The organism is Fulvimarina pelagi HTCC2506 (assembly GCF_000153705.1).
In the GTDB taxonomy this organism is placed as follows: Bacteria; Pseudomonadota; Alphaproteobacteria; order Rhizobiales; family Rhizobiaceae; genus Fulvimarina; species Fulvimarina pelagi.
This window is the reverse complement of record NZ_DS022272.1, coordinates 2,629,180-2,643,402: the sequence shown is the minus strand read 5'-3', so window position 1 is coordinate 2,643,402 and position 14,223 is coordinate 2,629,180. Positions and strand designations below refer to the sequence as shown.

Here is a 14,223-nt window from a genome sequence, read left to right as displayed (position 1 = left end):
GGGACGGAAAGGCAGCCCCATGCTGACGTGCCTCAAAGGCGGCCATGTGGTCGATCCGGCGAACGGCATCGACGAGGTTCGGGACATCTTCATCAAGGACGGCAAGATCGTCGACGCGCCTGCCGAGGCTGGCTCGGCGAACGAGACCGTCGACTGTTCCGGCATGGTGGTGATGGCGGGTGCAATCGACATCCATTCCCATATCGCGGGCGGGCACGTGAACACGGCGAGGCTTCTCCTGCCGGAATGGCACCGCGCCTTCTCCGCGCGGCCGGGCGAGACGGCGCTCTCCAAGGTGGGATGGACCACCAAGGAGACCGGCCTGCGCTATGCCGAAATGGGCTTCACGACGGTGGTCGAGCCGGCGATGGGGCCGCAGGCGGCGCTGCATGCCCATCTCGAGCTTGCCGACATTCCGATCATCGACAAGGCGACGCTCGTCGTCCTCGGAAACGACGACATGCTGATGTCGATGATCCGCGACGGCGAGAGCGACGAGGCGATTGCGGATTATGTTTTGTGGACGGTGGATGCCTCGAAGGCGCTCGGGGTCAAATGCATCAACGCCGGCGGTTCGGCGGCGTTCAAGGAGAATGTCCGTTCTTACGCCTTCGATACCGAGGTGCCCGACTACGGAGTCTCGTCGAGGCAGATCTTGAAGACACTCCAGAAGGCGGTGACGGATGCGGGCATTCCCCACCCACTGCACGTCCACTGCAACAATCTCGGCGTCCCGGGCGCATCGGCCGATGCGGCGGAAGCGACGATCCGGGCTTCTGAGGGCATGCCGCTCCATCTCGCCCATATCCAGTTCTACGGCTACGGCATCGAGGGCAGGCGCGGCTTCTCCTCCAAGGGTGAGGAGCTCGCCCGGCTGATCAACGAGAACCCCGACGTGACGGTCGATATCGGCCAGGTGATGTTCGGCCAGACGGTGACGATATCATCGGACGAGATGCGCCAGTTCGCGGGGCGGGCGCAGGCGAGCCCGGGCAAGTCGATCATCATGGACCAGGAGGCGAACGGCGGCGGCGTCGTTCCGATGAACTACAAGGAGAAGAGCTTCTTCAACGCGCTGCAATGGGCGATCGGGCTCGAGCTTTTTCTCCTCATCGAGGACCCGTCCCGCGTCTTCTTCACGACCGATCATCCGAACGGCGCGCCCTTCACGACCTATCCCGATATCTTCGCGCTTCTGATGGACCGCAACGTCCGCGAGAAGTGGATCGAGGCTTTGCCGAAGAGCGTGAAGAAGTGGACCTCGCTGCCCGAGATCGAGCGCGAATACACGCTCGCCGAAATCGCGACCATGACCCGCGCGGCGCCCGCCAAACTTCTCGGCACGAGAGATCGCGGCCATCTCGGGAGCGGTGCGACGGCGGATATCTCCGTTTACCGGCCGAATGACGACAAGGCGAAGATGTTCGGCGCGGCGGCCTATCTCTTCAAGGACGGTGTGAAGGTGGTCGAGAACGGTGCGGTCGTCGCAAAACCGTATGGTCGGGCGCTGACCCTCAAGACCCATTCGGACGCCAAGATGGGCTCGCGGCTCGACCGCTATTTCGACGAGGCCTACGGGCTTCAGTCGCGCTGGTTCAAGGTGGAAGGCAGCGCGCTGAGACGCGAGACGCCGTTCCGGGAGGTCCCATGCCTGTCATAGAGCTCGCCGCCACGATCAACGGCGTGCGGATCGACGACGATTTCGCCGAAGCCTTCCCGATGTGCGGCACGGCGATCCAGATCACTGCGATCAACGAGAAATGGGCGCTGGAAGCTGCGACCAAGATGACCGGTTTCGCCACGTCGGTCATCGCCTGCGGCTGCGAAGGCGGCATTGAGCGGGTGCTGTCGCCGGAGGAGACCCGCGACGGCCGGCCGGGCGTGCGCGTCCTCTTCTTCGGCTTCGATCCGGGCGGTCTCGAAAGCCAAGTGACGACGCGGCTCGGCCAGTGCATCCTGACCTGCCCAACGGCGGCCTGCTATGCCGACTACGAGGCCGAGACGACCATCGATCTCGGTTCGGCGATCCGCTATTTCGCCGACGGTTTTCAGGTCTCGAAAAAGTTCGCGGGCAAGCATTTCTGGCGCATGCCGGTGATGGAAGGCGAATTCCTGTGCGAGGCAAAGACCGGCTACACGGCTGACGGCGTCGGCGGCGGCAACCTCCTCATCATGGCGCGCGACGTCAGGGGCGCGCTTGCGGCCTCCGAGGCGGCGGTCGAGGCGATGAAGGCGGTGCCCGGCGTCATCATGCCGTTCCCCGGCGGGATCGTGCGCTCCGGCTCGAAGGTCGGCGGCAAGTACAAGGGCATGATGGCTTCGACCAACGACGCCTATTGCCCGACGCTGAGGGGCGCGACCGACAGCAAGCTCGACGACGACATCGGTTCGGTGCTGGAAATCGTCATCGACGGGATGACGGCGGATGCGGTGTCCGCAGCGATGGCTGCCGGCATCAAGGCGATCACCGATCTCGGCCCCGATCAGGGTGCCTGCCGCATCGGCGCCGGCAATTACGGCGGCGGCCTCGGCCCCCATCACTTCAAGCTGAAGGACCTGTTGCCATGAGCGCGCTCACCTTTCGCCTGAAAGGCGAACCGGACGAGCGGATCGACTGCTCCTCCCTCGTTCCGGATCGGCTGAAGAGCCTCGGCTCGTCCGAGATCGAAAAGCTGCCGGTCGGCACGACGAAACGCGGACTGGTCGCGGGCGACGTCTTCGAGATTTCCGGCGACGATGCTGCGGATATCCGCTTCGAGGGCGGTTCGTCGCGGCTCGATCGCATCGGCGAGCGGATGTCCGAAGGTGCCATCCGTGTATCCGGTGATGCAGGCTTCCGCGTAGGACGCGTCATGAGCGGCGGCGATCTCCAAGTGGAAGGGTCGGTCGGCGACTTATGCGGCTCGGGTCTCGAAGGCGGCTGCATCCGGGTCAAGGGCGATTGCGGCGCGAAGCTCGGCGGGCCGGATGCCGGCGAGATGAAGGGCATGTCGGGCGGCACGATCCGCGTCCACGGCAATGCCGGAGAGCGCGCGGGCGACCGCATGCGGCGCGGCACGATCCTGATCGACGGCGACTGCGGCAAGGACGCCGCGAGCCGGATGATCGCCGGAACACTGATCGTCGGCGGCCACGCACGCGGCGCTCCCGGCCGTTTGATGAAGCGCGGCACGCTCTTGTTGATGGGCGGCGCGGAACGGTTTACCCCGACTTTCGTCGACGCTGGGGTGCACGATCTGCTGATCCTGAAACTGATGGCGGACGGTTTGCGAGAGACCTTCGGCGACGTCCCGTTCGACGGGTCGGCCATGCGCAAGATGAGCGGCGATACGGCGGTTCTGGGGCTGGGCGAGGTCTATCTGCCTGCATAGAAGCGTTCTTGCAAAGATCGCAAAATGTGCGGAGTTCGATCGGGCAGACGGCGCCCTGAGTGTTTGCGTTCTCACTCTCTGAGCAAGTGCTTCCGAGGTGCATTCGCTACCCGTCTCGCAGGCGCGGTAGACATATCGCAGGTCAATAAACGCGAAGCAAACGTGGGCCTACTTGGCGCTCACGAGAGCGCAACGTGAAGAAACCCAGAGGCAGCCCTGAGAATTATGCGCCTCCGGTTTTTGGCCTTGGAAGCGCATAGCCACCGCGTTTGGATGTCCGAAGCCCGATGGCGACCGCGCCCTCGATCAGCTTGACCGCCGAGGCGACGCCGTCGACGACCGGGATGCCGTAGCGCTCGGAGAGTGTCGCCGAAAGATCCGCCATGCCGGCGCAGCCGAGGACGATGGCCTCGGCGCCGTCGCGTTCGATGGCGCGCTCTACGGTCTCGGCGATCTTGCGGCCGGCGGCCTCGGGATCGTCCTCGAGTGCGAGCACCGGCACTTCGCTGGCGAGGACGCTGGCGCAGGAGGTCGCCAGACCGGCCTTGACGAGATTGTCCTCAAGGATCGGCACGGAGACCGACAGCGTCGTCACGACGGAAAAGCGCCTCGCGACGAGGCTCGCCATGCGCGCGCCCGCCTCGCCGATGCCGATGACGGGGCCCGTCAGAATGGACCGGGCGCCGTCGAGCCCGGTGTCGTCGAAACAGGCGATGATGTGGCCTTCGGCGCCGTCGGCCTCGGCAACGCGTAGGGTGCGCAGAAGACCCGGGACTGCGAGCGCGCCGTCGACATGGCCTTCGATCGATGCGGGCCCGTCGTCGTTCTGATAGGCGCAGATCTCGGTTCCGAGTGCTGCGATCCGCCGCGCGGCTTGCGCGATCATCTCGGTCATTGACCGGGTCGAATTCGGATTGACGATCGAGATGCGCATCCGCTTCGCCTTAGCCGGCCTTCGGCGCGTGCCTCTGGCGTCGCCGCTGAAGGAGGAGGAAGGCGGCGAGCGTCCCGAAGATCACGGTGAAGGAGACCGCCGTCACGGACGTGCCGAGCGCATAGATTTCGGGTGTCGTAACGGTCGTCGTCAGGGCGGCGAGTTCCAGCGGCAGGGTGTTCGTCGAGCCCATGGTCTGGCTGGAGCGGGCGATCTCGTCCCAGGAGAGCGTGAAGCCGAACAGCGCGATGCCGATCAGGAACGGCGCGATCATCGGGAGGATCACATAGCGAAAGCTTTGCCAGTTCGTCGCGCCGAGATCGCGCGCCGCTTCCTCGTAGGATTTGTCCAGCCGGTTGAACACAGCGAACATGATGAGAAGGCCGAAGGGCAGCGTCCAGGACAGGTGCGACCCGAGGCCTGACGTGAAGAGGCCCAGCGAATTGCCGCGCGGCGAGGTCAGTCCGACGGCCGCCAGATAGGGGCGCAGGATCTCGTCTAGGATGCGGAATTCGAGCGCGATCCCGAGAGAGACGACGATCGAAGGCACGATGAGGCTCGCCACCGCCACGTAGAAGAGCGCGGTCGAGCCGCGAAATTTCTTGCGGAAGGCGAGACCCGCCAGCACCGAGATGACGACCGTGAGCACCATCACGGTCAGTCCCAGCGCCAGCGAGCGCCGGAATGCTGAGCCGATGTCGACGCTGCCACCGCCGCCCCAGAGCCGCTCCAACCAGTAGAAGGAGACGCCGTTCATCGGGAAGGTCAGTCCGCCGGAAGGCCCCTGGAACGAGAGCGTGAGGATGGTGACGACCGGCCCGTAAAGGAAGATCACGAAGAGAGCGAAGAACAGGGCGAGGAGATAGAAGCTGCGCGGGCGTTTCTCCTCGCGCGGAACGGTCTTTACGGCCATCGTCTCAAAGCTCCTTGCGAATATCGACGAGGCGCAGCATGCCCCATATCGTAAGGAGAACGACCGCCAGAAGGACGATCGCGTTCGCCGCCGCAATCGGGAACTGCAGGAAGTTGATCTGGGTCTGGATCACCTTGCCGACGGATGCGATCTGCTGCCCGCCCATGATGCCGATCGTCAGATAGTCGCCGGTGACGATGGTGACGACGAAGATCGAACCGATGACGATGCCGGGTTTCACGAGCGGAATCACGATGTTCGTCAGCGTCTGCCAGCTCGACGCGCCGGCGTCGTAAGCCGCCTCGATCAGCGCCTTGTCGATCCGCATCATCGAATTGAAGATCGGAACGACCATGAACAGCGTGTAGAGATGGACGAGCGCTAGGGCGACCGCGAAATCGGAATAAAGCAGCCACTCGAGCGGCGCGTCGATCAGACCGAGACCCTGCAGCGTCTCGTTCACGAGGCCGTAGCGACCGAGGAGCGGTATCCACGAAATCATCCGGATGACGTTCGAGGTCCAGAACGGGATCGTGCAGACCATGAAGAGCGCGATCTGCATCGGCAGCGTCTTCACGTGAAAGCACAGGAAATAGGCGACCGTGAAGCCGATCTGCAGCGTCAGCAACCAGACGATGGCAACGAATTTCAGCGTCGAGAGATAGGTGGCGAATGTGGTGCAGAGCGCCGAGCCACCGGAAAAACAGCCGTAGAACACGTCGGAATAGTTCGTCGTTACGAAGGCCGGCTCGATCGAATATTCGGTGTAGTTCCAGAACGATACGACGAAGGTCGCCGCAAGCGGCAGAATGAAGAACAGAAGAAAGACCAGCGCCATCGGCGCAGCTTGGAGGTAGCCGACCCACCAGGGCGTCCAGCTTGTCGGCACCTTGCGAACTCCCTGGCCCTTCGCGGGCAGGGCGGAGACCTCGGGCGAACCCGAGGCCTCCGATGCGGTTATGTCGTTGGTAACGGTCAAAGGGTCAGGCCGCGATGAACTCGTTCCACTTGCGGATCATGTAGATGTTCTCGTCCATGACCGCGTTCCAGCAGGCGACCTTGCCCATGCGCTCGTCATAGGAGCCGCCGTCGCGGGTCGCGCCCGCCTTTTCGAGGAGTTTGCCGTCGGGCGACATGATGTCCTGCTCGGCCGGCTGTCCTTCGAACCAGTAGGCCCATTCGTAGGGCTCCATCGCTTCCTTAGTGGTGTCGAGGACTGCGGTGTAATAGCCCTGCTTGGCGAGATGCGCGCCGGCCCAGCCGGAAAGGAACCAGTTGATGAACTCGTAAGCCGCATCCTTCTCGCGGTCGTCGATCGCGACTGGGAGACCGAATCCGGACGCCCAGGCGCGGTAGCCTTCCTTGAGCGGCTGATATTTGCATTCGATCCCCTGGGTCCGCACCGCTGTCACGGCCGGCGACCACATGGACTGGATGACCACTTCGCCCGACGCCATCAGGTTCACGGACTCGTTGAAATCGGTCCAGAAGGCGCGGAACTGGCCAGCGCGCTTGGCCTCGATCAATGCGGCGATGGTCGCGTCGATCTCCTCGCGGGTCATATTGCCCTTGTCGCCATAGGTCATGTCGCCCCTTGCTTCGAGCGCCATTGCCGCGTCCATGATGCCGATCGAGGGGATGTTCAAAATCGCCGCCTTCCCCGCGAATTGCGGGTCGAGGAGGGAGGCCCAACTCGATATGTCGGCGTCGATCAGGTCCGGGCGAATGCCCAGCGTATCAGCGTTGTAGGTGGTGGGGATGAGGGTGAGGAAGCCGGTTTCCTCGCCGGCGAATTCCGTCGCCTGTTCCGACGGCAGATAGAGGACCTCCGACGGCGCCGTGCCGTCGAGCCCGACCGGCTTGCCGGCGACCGTTCCGTCGCGAATGACGGATACGATCTTGTCGGAGAGCTCGATCTTCGAGGCGTCGAGACCCATGATGTTGCCGGACGGCAGGAGTTTTGGGAGTGCGAAATATTCCGTGTCGACCAGGTCGAACGAGTTCGGCTGGGTGATCACGCGCTTGGCGACGTCGTCGGTCGTCACGGCGATGTATTCGATGTTGATGCCGAGATCTTCGCCCGCCTTCTGGGCAATGCCGGGCGACTGGTTCACCGCTGTCGACAGATAGCGGAGCGTCACGGGCTCCTGTGCGAGCGCGGGCGTCGGAAAGGCCGAGAGCTTGGCAGTCGCGGCGAGACCCGCGGCGGCCGCGCCGCCCTGAAGCAGCGTGCGGCGTGAAAGGGATGACTGCGTCGTCTTGGGCATGATCGTTTCCTTTTCGCTCGGTTGGGAGGGGTTAGGCCGCGAGTTCGTGCCGGTCGTCGGCGTTCCAGCCCACCTGGACCGTGTCGCCGACGGAGACCGGCGAGCGGTCGAACTCGTGCTCGGGCAGGGTCGCCAGGAGGGCCGTTCCGTCTTGGCGCTTCAAGGCGACGTGGATCGTCATGCCCTGGTACTCGACATCGCTCACGGTAGCCGGAGAAGCGGTGGTTCCGTCCGCCTGCGCCGCGAACAGCCGGATTCTGTCCGCCCGCACGGCATAGGCGCTCGCGCCCTCGTGAACGATATTGTGGCCGCCGATGAACTGGGCGACGAAGCGGGTCTTCGGATGGTTGTAGACCTCGCGTGGGGAGCCGACCTGCTCGATCCGGCCGTCGTTCATCACCACGACCATGTCGGCGAGCGCCATGGCCTCTTCCTGACTGTGGGTCACGTGGACGAAGGAGATGCCGAACTCGCGCTGATAGCGTTTCAGTTCGGCGCGCATCCGGATGCGAAGAAACGGGTCAAGCGCGGACAGGGGCTCGTCGAGAAGGAGCACCGTCGGATTGGTGACGAGCGCGCGGGCGAGCGCCACGCGCTGCTGCTGACCGCCGGAAAGCCGTGCCGGCAGGCGCTTCGCATAGGCGTCCATGTCGACCATGCCGAGCATCTCGTCCGCGCGCTCGAGGCGCTCCGCCTTGCCGATGCCGGCCATCTTCAAAGAGAAGGCGACATTCTCCTGAACGCTAAGGTGCGGAAACAAGGCGTAGTTCTGGAACATCATCGCCGTGCCGCGCTTCGCCGGCGGGAGGTCGTTGACGACCGTGTTGCCGATCAGGACATCGCCGTCGGAGATGAACTCGTGGCCCGCCACCATTCGCAGGGTCGAGGTTTTGCCGCAGCCGGATGGGCCAAGAAGGCAGCAATAGGTTCCGGCCGGCACCTTCAGCGAGACATGGTCGACGGCGACGGTCTCGCCGTAGGCTTTCGTGACGTCGGCAAGTTCGAGATCGGCGGCGTTGGATGGCAATGGGGACCGGCTCCTGATCGAATGGCTCGATCAAACGTCAGCAAGCCCCATGCCAGTTTCGCTTTGGGCGGCGAATCCCATTGGACGCACCTCGATCCCAACGACATGCTGAGACTTCCGTGCGATCGTTGCCGATTGCCCGTGCGCGACCGCTACTTCTTATCAAGCAGGTGGACTAAATCTTGTGCACGAATCCGATAGGGTGGCCTTCCTGCCTATGTTTGCGTCACTCTTCTCGGGAATTCGCTCGCGTCGAGAGTGTCGATGCTGTTGACGGACGCGCGAATGGTCCGTTCCTACCTTCGAGATCTTCGGCATGCTCGAGAAGTTCTGCACTAGACTGACAGACTATGCAGCTCTCATCGCAAGAATTGCCGAGAACAGTGGCATGGTCGTCGCCGGCGCTCGGAACTCGTTTACAGGCTGTCGGGTCAGCGAGCGTTCAGCGCGTTGCCAGATTCGATCGACCGCGGCTTCGGTATATACCGTCGCCCTTGGAGCCCAGCAGTTCGCCGTCGTGGATCATGACTTTGCCACCAAGGATCGTCGTGATTGGCCACCCAGTCAGTTCGAGCCCCTCGTAAGGCGAGTAGTCGGCGCCGTCGTGCATTTCGGCGTGTGCGACGGTGCGCGTCAGGTTCGGATCCCACACGGTGAGATCGGCGTCTGATCCGATCGCGATCGTCCCTTTCTGGGGGTAGAGTCCGTAGGTTTTCGCCTGATTGGTCGAGGTCAGCGCGACAAATCGTGGGAGATCGATCCGGCCCTTTAGGACACCCTCCGAAAAGAGGATCGGCAGGCGCGTCTCGACGCCCGGAATGCCGTTCGGAATATGCCGAAAATGATTCGCCCCCTTCGGATTGAGCTTGCCCTCCGGATCATCGTAGCGGAACGGGCAGTGATCGGACGAAAACAGATCGAAGACGCCGCGTTCGAGGCCGTCCCAGCAGGCTTGCTGGCTCTCTTTGTCGCGCGGTGGCGGCGAACAGACGAACTTGGCGCCCTCCCAGTCCATGCCGTCAAGATCGTCTGCGGTCAGCATCAGATATTGAGGGCAGGTCTCGCCGATCACCTTGTGTCCGCGCCGCCGCGCGCGCTCGATCTCCTCTATCGCCTCGCCGTTCGAGACGTGGACGATGACGAGCGGCACGTCGGCGACCTCGGCAAGCGAAACCGCGCGATGGGTCGCCTCCCGTTCCACCGCGATCGGGCGGGTCGAGGCGTGGGATTTCGGGGCGAGCTGGCCGTCCGCCTCGTGGCGTCCGATCAGATAGCGGATCGCGTCCTCGTTCTCGCAATGGACCATGACGAGCGCGCCGGTGCGCCGGGCGACATCCATCGTGTCGAGGATTTCGGCATCGCTCAGGCGGAGCGCCTCGTAGGTCATGAACACCTTGAAAGAGGTGTAGCCGTCCTCGACGAGGGCCGGAAGTTCCTGCCCGAGCACCGAGGGCGTGGGATCGGAAATGATCAGGTGGAAGGAGACGTCGGTGTAGCAATTGCCTTCCGCAAGCGCGTGGTAACGCTTCAGAGCCTCGCGAAGGCTTTGCCCTTTTTCCTGCAGGCAGAACGGCAGGATCGTCGTGTTGCCTCCGAAGAGTGCGGAGCGCGTGCCGCTCTCGAAATCGTCGGCCATGACGATGCCGTCGCCCGAGGGCTGCGCGATATGGACATGACTGTCGATGCCTCCGGGAAGGACGTATTTGCCGGACGCGTCGATCTCATCTTTCGCCTCGCCGAGATCGCGGCCGATCTGGACGATCACCCCTTCTTTCACCGCAATATCCGCTGGATAGACGTCGGAAGCCGTCGCTATGGTGCCGTTGCGGACGATGAGATCGAAGGACATGAGGCTTTCCCGGTGCGAAAGGAAAAGGGATGCAGGCGGTTCAGATCAGCGGTTCGAGCGCGCCGATCAGGCGGTCGACCTCGTCATGGGTATTGTAGTGAACCATCGAGACGCGCACGACGCCGTTGCGGTCGGATAGGCCCAGATTGTCGATCAGGCGCCGGGCGTAGAAGTCGCCGAACCGAATTCCAATCTTGTGCGCGTCGATCCGGTCGACGATGGATTTCGAATTCTGGTCGCCGACGGTGAAGCTGACCGTTGCCACCCTCTCTTCGATCGCATCGGTTGTGCGCCCTATGATGCGGATCGAGTTGCGGCTCTGAAGAAAATCAAAAAGTCTAGAGGTGATCGCTCGCTCGTGCTCAGCAATATCAGCGAAGCCGGCCTCGATGGCGTTTCGGCCGTCGGCCGCGCCGGCCTGGCTGCCGAGTTCGTTGACGTAGTCGATCGCGCCGACCGAGCCGTGCGCCAGTTCGTAATTGATGTTGCCGGGCTCCAGCTTGTGCGGGACGGAGTCCTTGCCGAAGAAGAAGTGATAGATGTTGTCGAGTTCGAGCAGCTTCTCGCGCTTGCCCCACATGACGGCAAAATGCGGCCCGAACAGCTTGTAGGTGCTGAAGACGTAGTAATCGCAGCCGAGCGCCTGAACGTCGATCGCACGATGCGGTGCATAGGCGACCCCGTCGACGCAGACTTCCGCGCCACCATCGTGAGCGATCTTCGAGATCTCGGCGATCGGATTGATCGTGCCCAGGATGTTCGAAGCATGAGTTACGCAGACGAGCTTCGTGCGCTCGCTCATCAGGTTTCGAAGATCGGCAGGATCGAGTTCGAAGGTCTCGGGATCGCAGTGCCAGACCTTGATCTTGACCCCTCGCGCCTCGTGTTTCAGCCACGGGCCAATATTCGCTTCATGGTCGGTATCGGTCACGATGATCTCGTCGCCGGCGCCGAGTTTGCCCATGAGCCCTTCCGACAGGATACGGATCAGCATCGTCGTCGAGGCGCCCATGACGATCTCGCCGGCGTCCTTGGCATTAACGTATTCGGAGAAAGCCTGGCGCGCGGCCCTGACGCGCGCGGTCGAGCGTTGGCTCGGCTCATAGCTCGCGCCAGTCTGGACATTCGAGGTCAGGAGATAGTCGCTGACGCGATCCGCGACGCGCGAGAGAACCTGGCTTCCGCCCGCATTGTCCATGAAGACCCATTCGCCGGAGAGGGCCGGGAATTGCTTGCGGACGAAATCGATATCGAGTGGCATTTTTGGAACCTGATGTGGTGTGTACGGCGCTTTACGCGCTCAATGATTGAGGACGGCGTCGAGGAAGGCGCGGGCGCGCTCGTTCCTGGTCGCCGTAAAGAAGTCGTCCGGGGGCGCAATTTCCTTGATCCTTCCGGCCTCCATGAAGACGATCCGATCCGCCACCTGCCGGGCAAATCCCATCTCATGCGTCACCAGAACGAGTGTCACGCCGTCTCCGGCGAGCCCCTTGATGACGTCGAGAACCTCTCCGACCATCTCCGGGTCGAGCGCCGATGTCGGTTCGTCGAAGAGCAGGATGCGCGGCTCCATGGCGAGTGCACGGGCGATGCCGACGCGCTGCTGTTGGCCGCCAGAGAGCTGGCTCGGATATTTCTCGGCCTGTTCGGCGATCCCGACGCGGTCGAGCAGTCTGCGGGCTCGTTCCCGCGCGTCCTTCCAGGACAGTTTGCGCACGCGGACGGGCCCAAGCGCGACATTGTCGAGGATCGTGTGATTGGGAAAAAGATTGAACGCCTGGAAGACCATCGCGACTTCCTGCCGGACGCTCTGAAGCTTCTTGCCCTTCTCCACGCGAATGCCGTCGACGTGGACGTCGCCCGCATCGTATTCCTCGAGAAGGTTGATGCAGCGGATGAGGGTCGATTTGCCCGAGCCGGACGGCCCAAGGAGAACGACGACCTCGCCGCGCGCGATCTCCAGATCGATGTCCTTCAGGGCCTCGAACTTGCCGAAGCGCTTGCCGACGCCCTTCATCGAGATGATCGCTTCCGGCTGGCTCATCAGCGCGCGCCCCGCCTGGAATAGCGTGCCTCGAACACCGCGACCAGGCGAACGAGCGGAAGCAGCAGGATCAGGTAGAGGATCGCCGCTCCAATGAGCGGGGTCGGGTTCGCGGCGAGCGCCTGTGCCTGGGTTGCCTGTTTCAACAGGTCCGGCAGCGCAACGACAGACGCGAGTGCCGTGTCCTTCAGGACATTGATCGAATTGTTGGTGAGCGGCGGAATGACGATGCGGATCGCTTGCGGCAGGACGACGTCGCGCATGAGATCGAAAGATCCGAGGCCGATCGACTGGGCGGCCTCGAACTGGCCGCGCGGCACTGCCTCGATGCCGGCCCGGTAGATTTCGGCGGTGTAGGCGCTTGAGATCATCGTCAGCGCGGTCGTCGCGGACGCGAAGGCGGAGAGCCGGACACCAAGAAACGGCAACGCGTAGTAGACAATGACCAGCCAGACGAGGACAGGGATCGCACGGAAAACGTCGATGTAGACGATCGCGAGAAACCGGACTGGCTTCGCGCCGTAAAGCCTCGCGATGGCGAGCAGCAGCCCGCCGATCAGGCCGAGGACGATCGAGAGCACGCCGAGCGCGATCGTGCGCCACAACCCCTCAAGAAGCAGCGGGTAGTAGCGCAGAAGAACGTCGACATTGAAGAAGGTGGAGACGATGTCCATCGAACCTTCGTAGGCTTAGCTGCCTGTTCGCTATGGAGCACGACCCGCCAAACGGCGTCGACGGGTCCGCGACGCGGACCGAGCATGAGTCTGCACGATCCGCGTCGATCTTTTCTCGAAATCTGCCCGATCAGGACTTCGGAGCCGGCATGTCCATCACGGTAACGGTGCTGGTCGTGTCCTCGGGCGCCGTGCCGAACCATTTTTCGTGAAGCGAGGCGATATAGCCTTCGTTCTTAAGCGTGGTCAGAACCTCGTTCGCCTTTGCTGCAAGTTCCGAATCCTTAGCGAACATCATCGAATACTGTTCGCCGGTCTTCAGGCGCTCGACCACCTCCATATCGGGCTTGTCACGCAGGTAGTAGGCAACCGCCGGTATATCCGAAACATACGCGTCGATGCGACCAGCAGCGAGATCGAGCATTGCCGGGTTCAGCCCCTCATAGCGAGAGATGCCGGCAAGTCCCCAATCGGCCTCTCGCTCGCTCGCATACATGTCGCCGGTCGATCCTGTATCGACGCCGACCGTTTTTCCCTCCAGGTCTTGCGTGCTGGAGATACCGGAGTCGGTTCGCGTCGAAAGCGACTGGTCGCTATCGTAATAGGGCTGGGCGAAGGAGACCGACTGCAGGCGCTCGTCGGTAATGGTGATCGACGAGATCGCGACGTCGATCCGACCCGACTGCACGGCCGAGAACAAGCCGTTGAACGGGATGTTCTGGATGTCGACACCCTCGTAGTCGAGCCGGCTTGCGACTTCTTGCAAGAGTTCGACCTCAAAACCTGTGATCTCGCCGTTCTCATCCTGGAACTCCCAGGGCACATTTCCGACATTGGCTCCCGCCGTCAGCATCTCGGCGAGCGAAGGCGTTACTGCGAACCCGGCAGTGGCAAACGTCAGTGCGAACAGGGATTGTCTGATCATGGGCAGAACCTCTTTTGTCAGGAAGCGTTCAGGGCGATGGACTGCATGCAAAAGCGCCAGCATGCCACGAAATTTTGCATGCACGTTGACTGCTTAAGTGTATGCATTTTTGAGATCGAAAGGGAAGGGCGGGCCGGGAGGTTCTCTTAGTTTTCCAGTCGCCTGAGAGTGTCGCCTATCCAGGGTCGGCATTGCGCAAGCACGTGGAGCGCGACCCAA

At 62.8% G+C, this 14,223-nt stretch carries 13 protein-coding genes; 3 read left to right on the top strand and 10 right to left on the bottom strand.

Features of this window, described 5'->3' with window-relative positions:
• The first annotated feature begins 19 nt into the window (after positions 1-19).
• The 3 genes from FP2506_RS12415 to FP2506_RS12405 are packed head-to-tail and all read left to right on the top strand — an operon-like array spanning position 20 to position 3,371.
• A complete protein-coding gene (locus tag FP2506_RS12415) occupies positions 20-1,660 on the top strand; it encodes a formylmethanofuran dehydrogenase subunit A (RefSeq protein WP_007067852.1) in 1,641 nt (546 codons plus the stop codon).
• Positions 1,648-2,568, top strand: coding sequence for a formylmethanofuran--tetrahydromethanopterin N-formyltransferase (fhcD, locus tag FP2506_RS12410; RefSeq protein WP_007067851.1), 921 nt, complete (start codon positions 1,648-1,650; stop codon positions 2,566-2,568). The genes FP2506_RS12415 and fhcD overlap by 13 nt, the downstream gene beginning before the upstream one ends.
• Complete coding sequence (locus tag FP2506_RS12405) at positions 2,565-3,371, top strand: formylmethanofuran dehydrogenase subunit C (protein WP_007067850.1); 807 nt, start codon at positions 2,565-2,567, stop codon at positions 3,369-3,371. The genes fhcD and FP2506_RS12405 overlap by 4 nt, the downstream gene beginning before the upstream one ends.
• Positions 3,372-3,594: 223 nt before the next feature.
• Here FP2506_RS12405 and FP2506_RS12400 read toward each other — a convergent pair whose 3' ends face one another.
• The 10 genes from FP2506_RS12400 to FP2506_RS12355 form a co-directional block, all read right to left on the bottom strand.
• Positions 3,595-4,305: an aspartate/glutamate racemase family protein gene (locus FP2506_RS12400; RefSeq protein ID WP_007067849.1), complete on the bottom strand. Its 711-nt coding sequence runs from the start codon at positions 4,303-4,305 to the stop codon at positions 3,595-3,597.
• A gap of 10 nt (positions 4,306-4,315) precedes the next feature.
• Positions 4,316-5,218: an ABC transporter permease gene (locus FP2506_RS12395; protein ID WP_007067848.1), complete on the bottom strand. Its 903-nt coding sequence runs from the start codon at positions 5,216-5,218 to the stop codon at positions 4,316-4,318.
• A 4-nt stretch (positions 5,219-5,222) separates the two neighbouring features.
• On the bottom strand, positions 5,223-6,197 hold the full coding sequence (locus FP2506_RS12390; RefSeq protein WP_007067847.1) for an ABC transporter permease: 975 nt from the start codon (positions 6,195-6,197) through the stop codon (positions 5,223-5,225).
• A 4-nt stretch (positions 6,198-6,201) separates the two neighbouring features.
• A complete protein-coding gene (locus tag FP2506_RS12385; RefSeq protein ID WP_007067846.1) occupies positions 6,202-7,485 on the bottom strand; it encodes an ABC transporter substrate-binding protein in 1,284 nt (427 codons plus the stop codon).
• A 31-nt stretch (positions 7,486-7,516) separates the two neighbouring features.
• On the bottom strand, positions 7,517-8,512 hold the full coding sequence (locus FP2506_RS12380; RefSeq protein WP_007067845.1) for an ABC transporter ATP-binding protein: 996 nt from the start codon (positions 8,510-8,512) through the stop codon (positions 7,517-7,519).
• Positions 8,513-8,954: 442 nt separating this feature from the next.
• Positions 8,955-10,361 carry a dihydropyrimidinase gene (hydA, locus tag FP2506_RS12375; RefSeq protein WP_007067844.1) on the bottom strand — a complete coding sequence of 469 codons (1,407 nt, stop codon included), beginning with the start codon at positions 10,359-10,361 and terminating at the stop codon, positions 8,955-8,957.
• Positions 10,362-10,401: 40 nt separating this feature from the next.
• A complete protein-coding gene (locus FP2506_RS12370) occupies positions 10,402-11,622 on the bottom strand; it encodes a cysteine desulfurase-like protein (protein ID WP_007067843.1) in 1,221 nt (406 codons plus the stop codon).
• A gap of 39 nt (positions 11,623-11,661) precedes the next feature.
• Complete coding sequence (locus FP2506_RS12365) at positions 11,662-12,405, bottom strand: amino acid ABC transporter ATP-binding protein (RefSeq protein WP_007067841.1); 744 nt, start codon at positions 12,403-12,405, stop codon at positions 11,662-11,664.
• On the bottom strand, positions 12,405-13,079 hold the full coding sequence (locus FP2506_RS12360) for an amino acid ABC transporter permease (RefSeq protein ID WP_007067840.1): 675 nt from the start codon (positions 13,077-13,079) through the stop codon (positions 12,405-12,407). Before FP2506_RS12360 ends, FP2506_RS12365 begins: the two co-directional genes overlap by 1 nt.
• A 130-nt stretch (positions 13,080-13,209) precedes the next feature.
• Positions 13,210-14,004, bottom strand: coding sequence for a transporter substrate-binding domain-containing protein (locus FP2506_RS12355; protein ID WP_050765152.1), 795 nt, complete (start codon positions 14,002-14,004; stop codon positions 13,210-13,212).
• Between the last annotated feature and the right edge of the window lie 219 nt (positions 14,005-14,223).

What these genes read in the sequence shown, in the direction of transcription:
- FP2506_RS12415 (WP_007067852.1), top strand. Translation starts at nt 20, where the DNA reads ATGCTGACGTGCCTCAAAGGCGGCCATGTGGTCGATCCGGCGAACGGC.
- fhcD (WP_007067851.1), top strand. Translation starts at nt 1,648, where the DNA reads ATGCCTGTCATAGAGCTCGCCGCCACGATCAACGGCGTGCGGATCGAC.
- FP2506_RS12405 (WP_007067850.1), top strand. Translation starts at nt 2,565, where the DNA reads ATGAGCGCGCTCACCTTTCGCCTGAAAGGCGAACCGGACGAGCGGATC.
- FP2506_RS12400 (WP_007067849.1), bottom strand. Translation starts at nt 4,305, where the DNA reads ATGCGCATCTCGATCGTCAATCCGAATTCGACCCGGTCAATGACCGAG.
- FP2506_RS12395 (WP_007067848.1), bottom strand. Translation starts at nt 5,218, where the DNA reads ATGGCCGTAAAGACCGTTCCGCGCGAGGAGAAACGCCCGCGCAGCTTC.
- FP2506_RS12385 (WP_007067846.1), bottom strand. Translation starts at nt 7,485, where the DNA reads ATGCCCAAGACGACGCAGTCATCCCTTTCACGCCGCACGCTGCTTCAG.
- hydA (WP_007067844.1), bottom strand. Translation starts at nt 10,361, where the DNA reads ATGTCCTTCGATCTCATCGTCCGCAACGGCACCATAGCGACGGCTTCC.
- FP2506_RS12370 (WP_007067843.1), bottom strand. Translation starts at nt 11,622, where the DNA reads ATGCCACTCGATATCGATTTCGTCCGCAAGCAATTCCCGGCCCTCTCC.
- FP2506_RS12365 (WP_007067841.1), bottom strand. Translation starts at nt 12,405, where the DNA reads ATGAGCCAGCCGGAAGCGATCATCTCGATGAAGGGCGTCGGCAAGCGC.
- FP2506_RS12360 (WP_007067840.1), bottom strand. Translation starts at nt 13,079, where the DNA reads ATGGACATCGTCTCCACCTTCTTCAATGTCGACGTTCTTCTGCGCTAC.
- FP2506_RS12355 (WP_050765152.1), bottom strand. Translation starts at nt 14,004, where the DNA reads ATGATCAGACAATCCCTGTTCGCACTGACGTTTGCCACTGCCGGGTTC.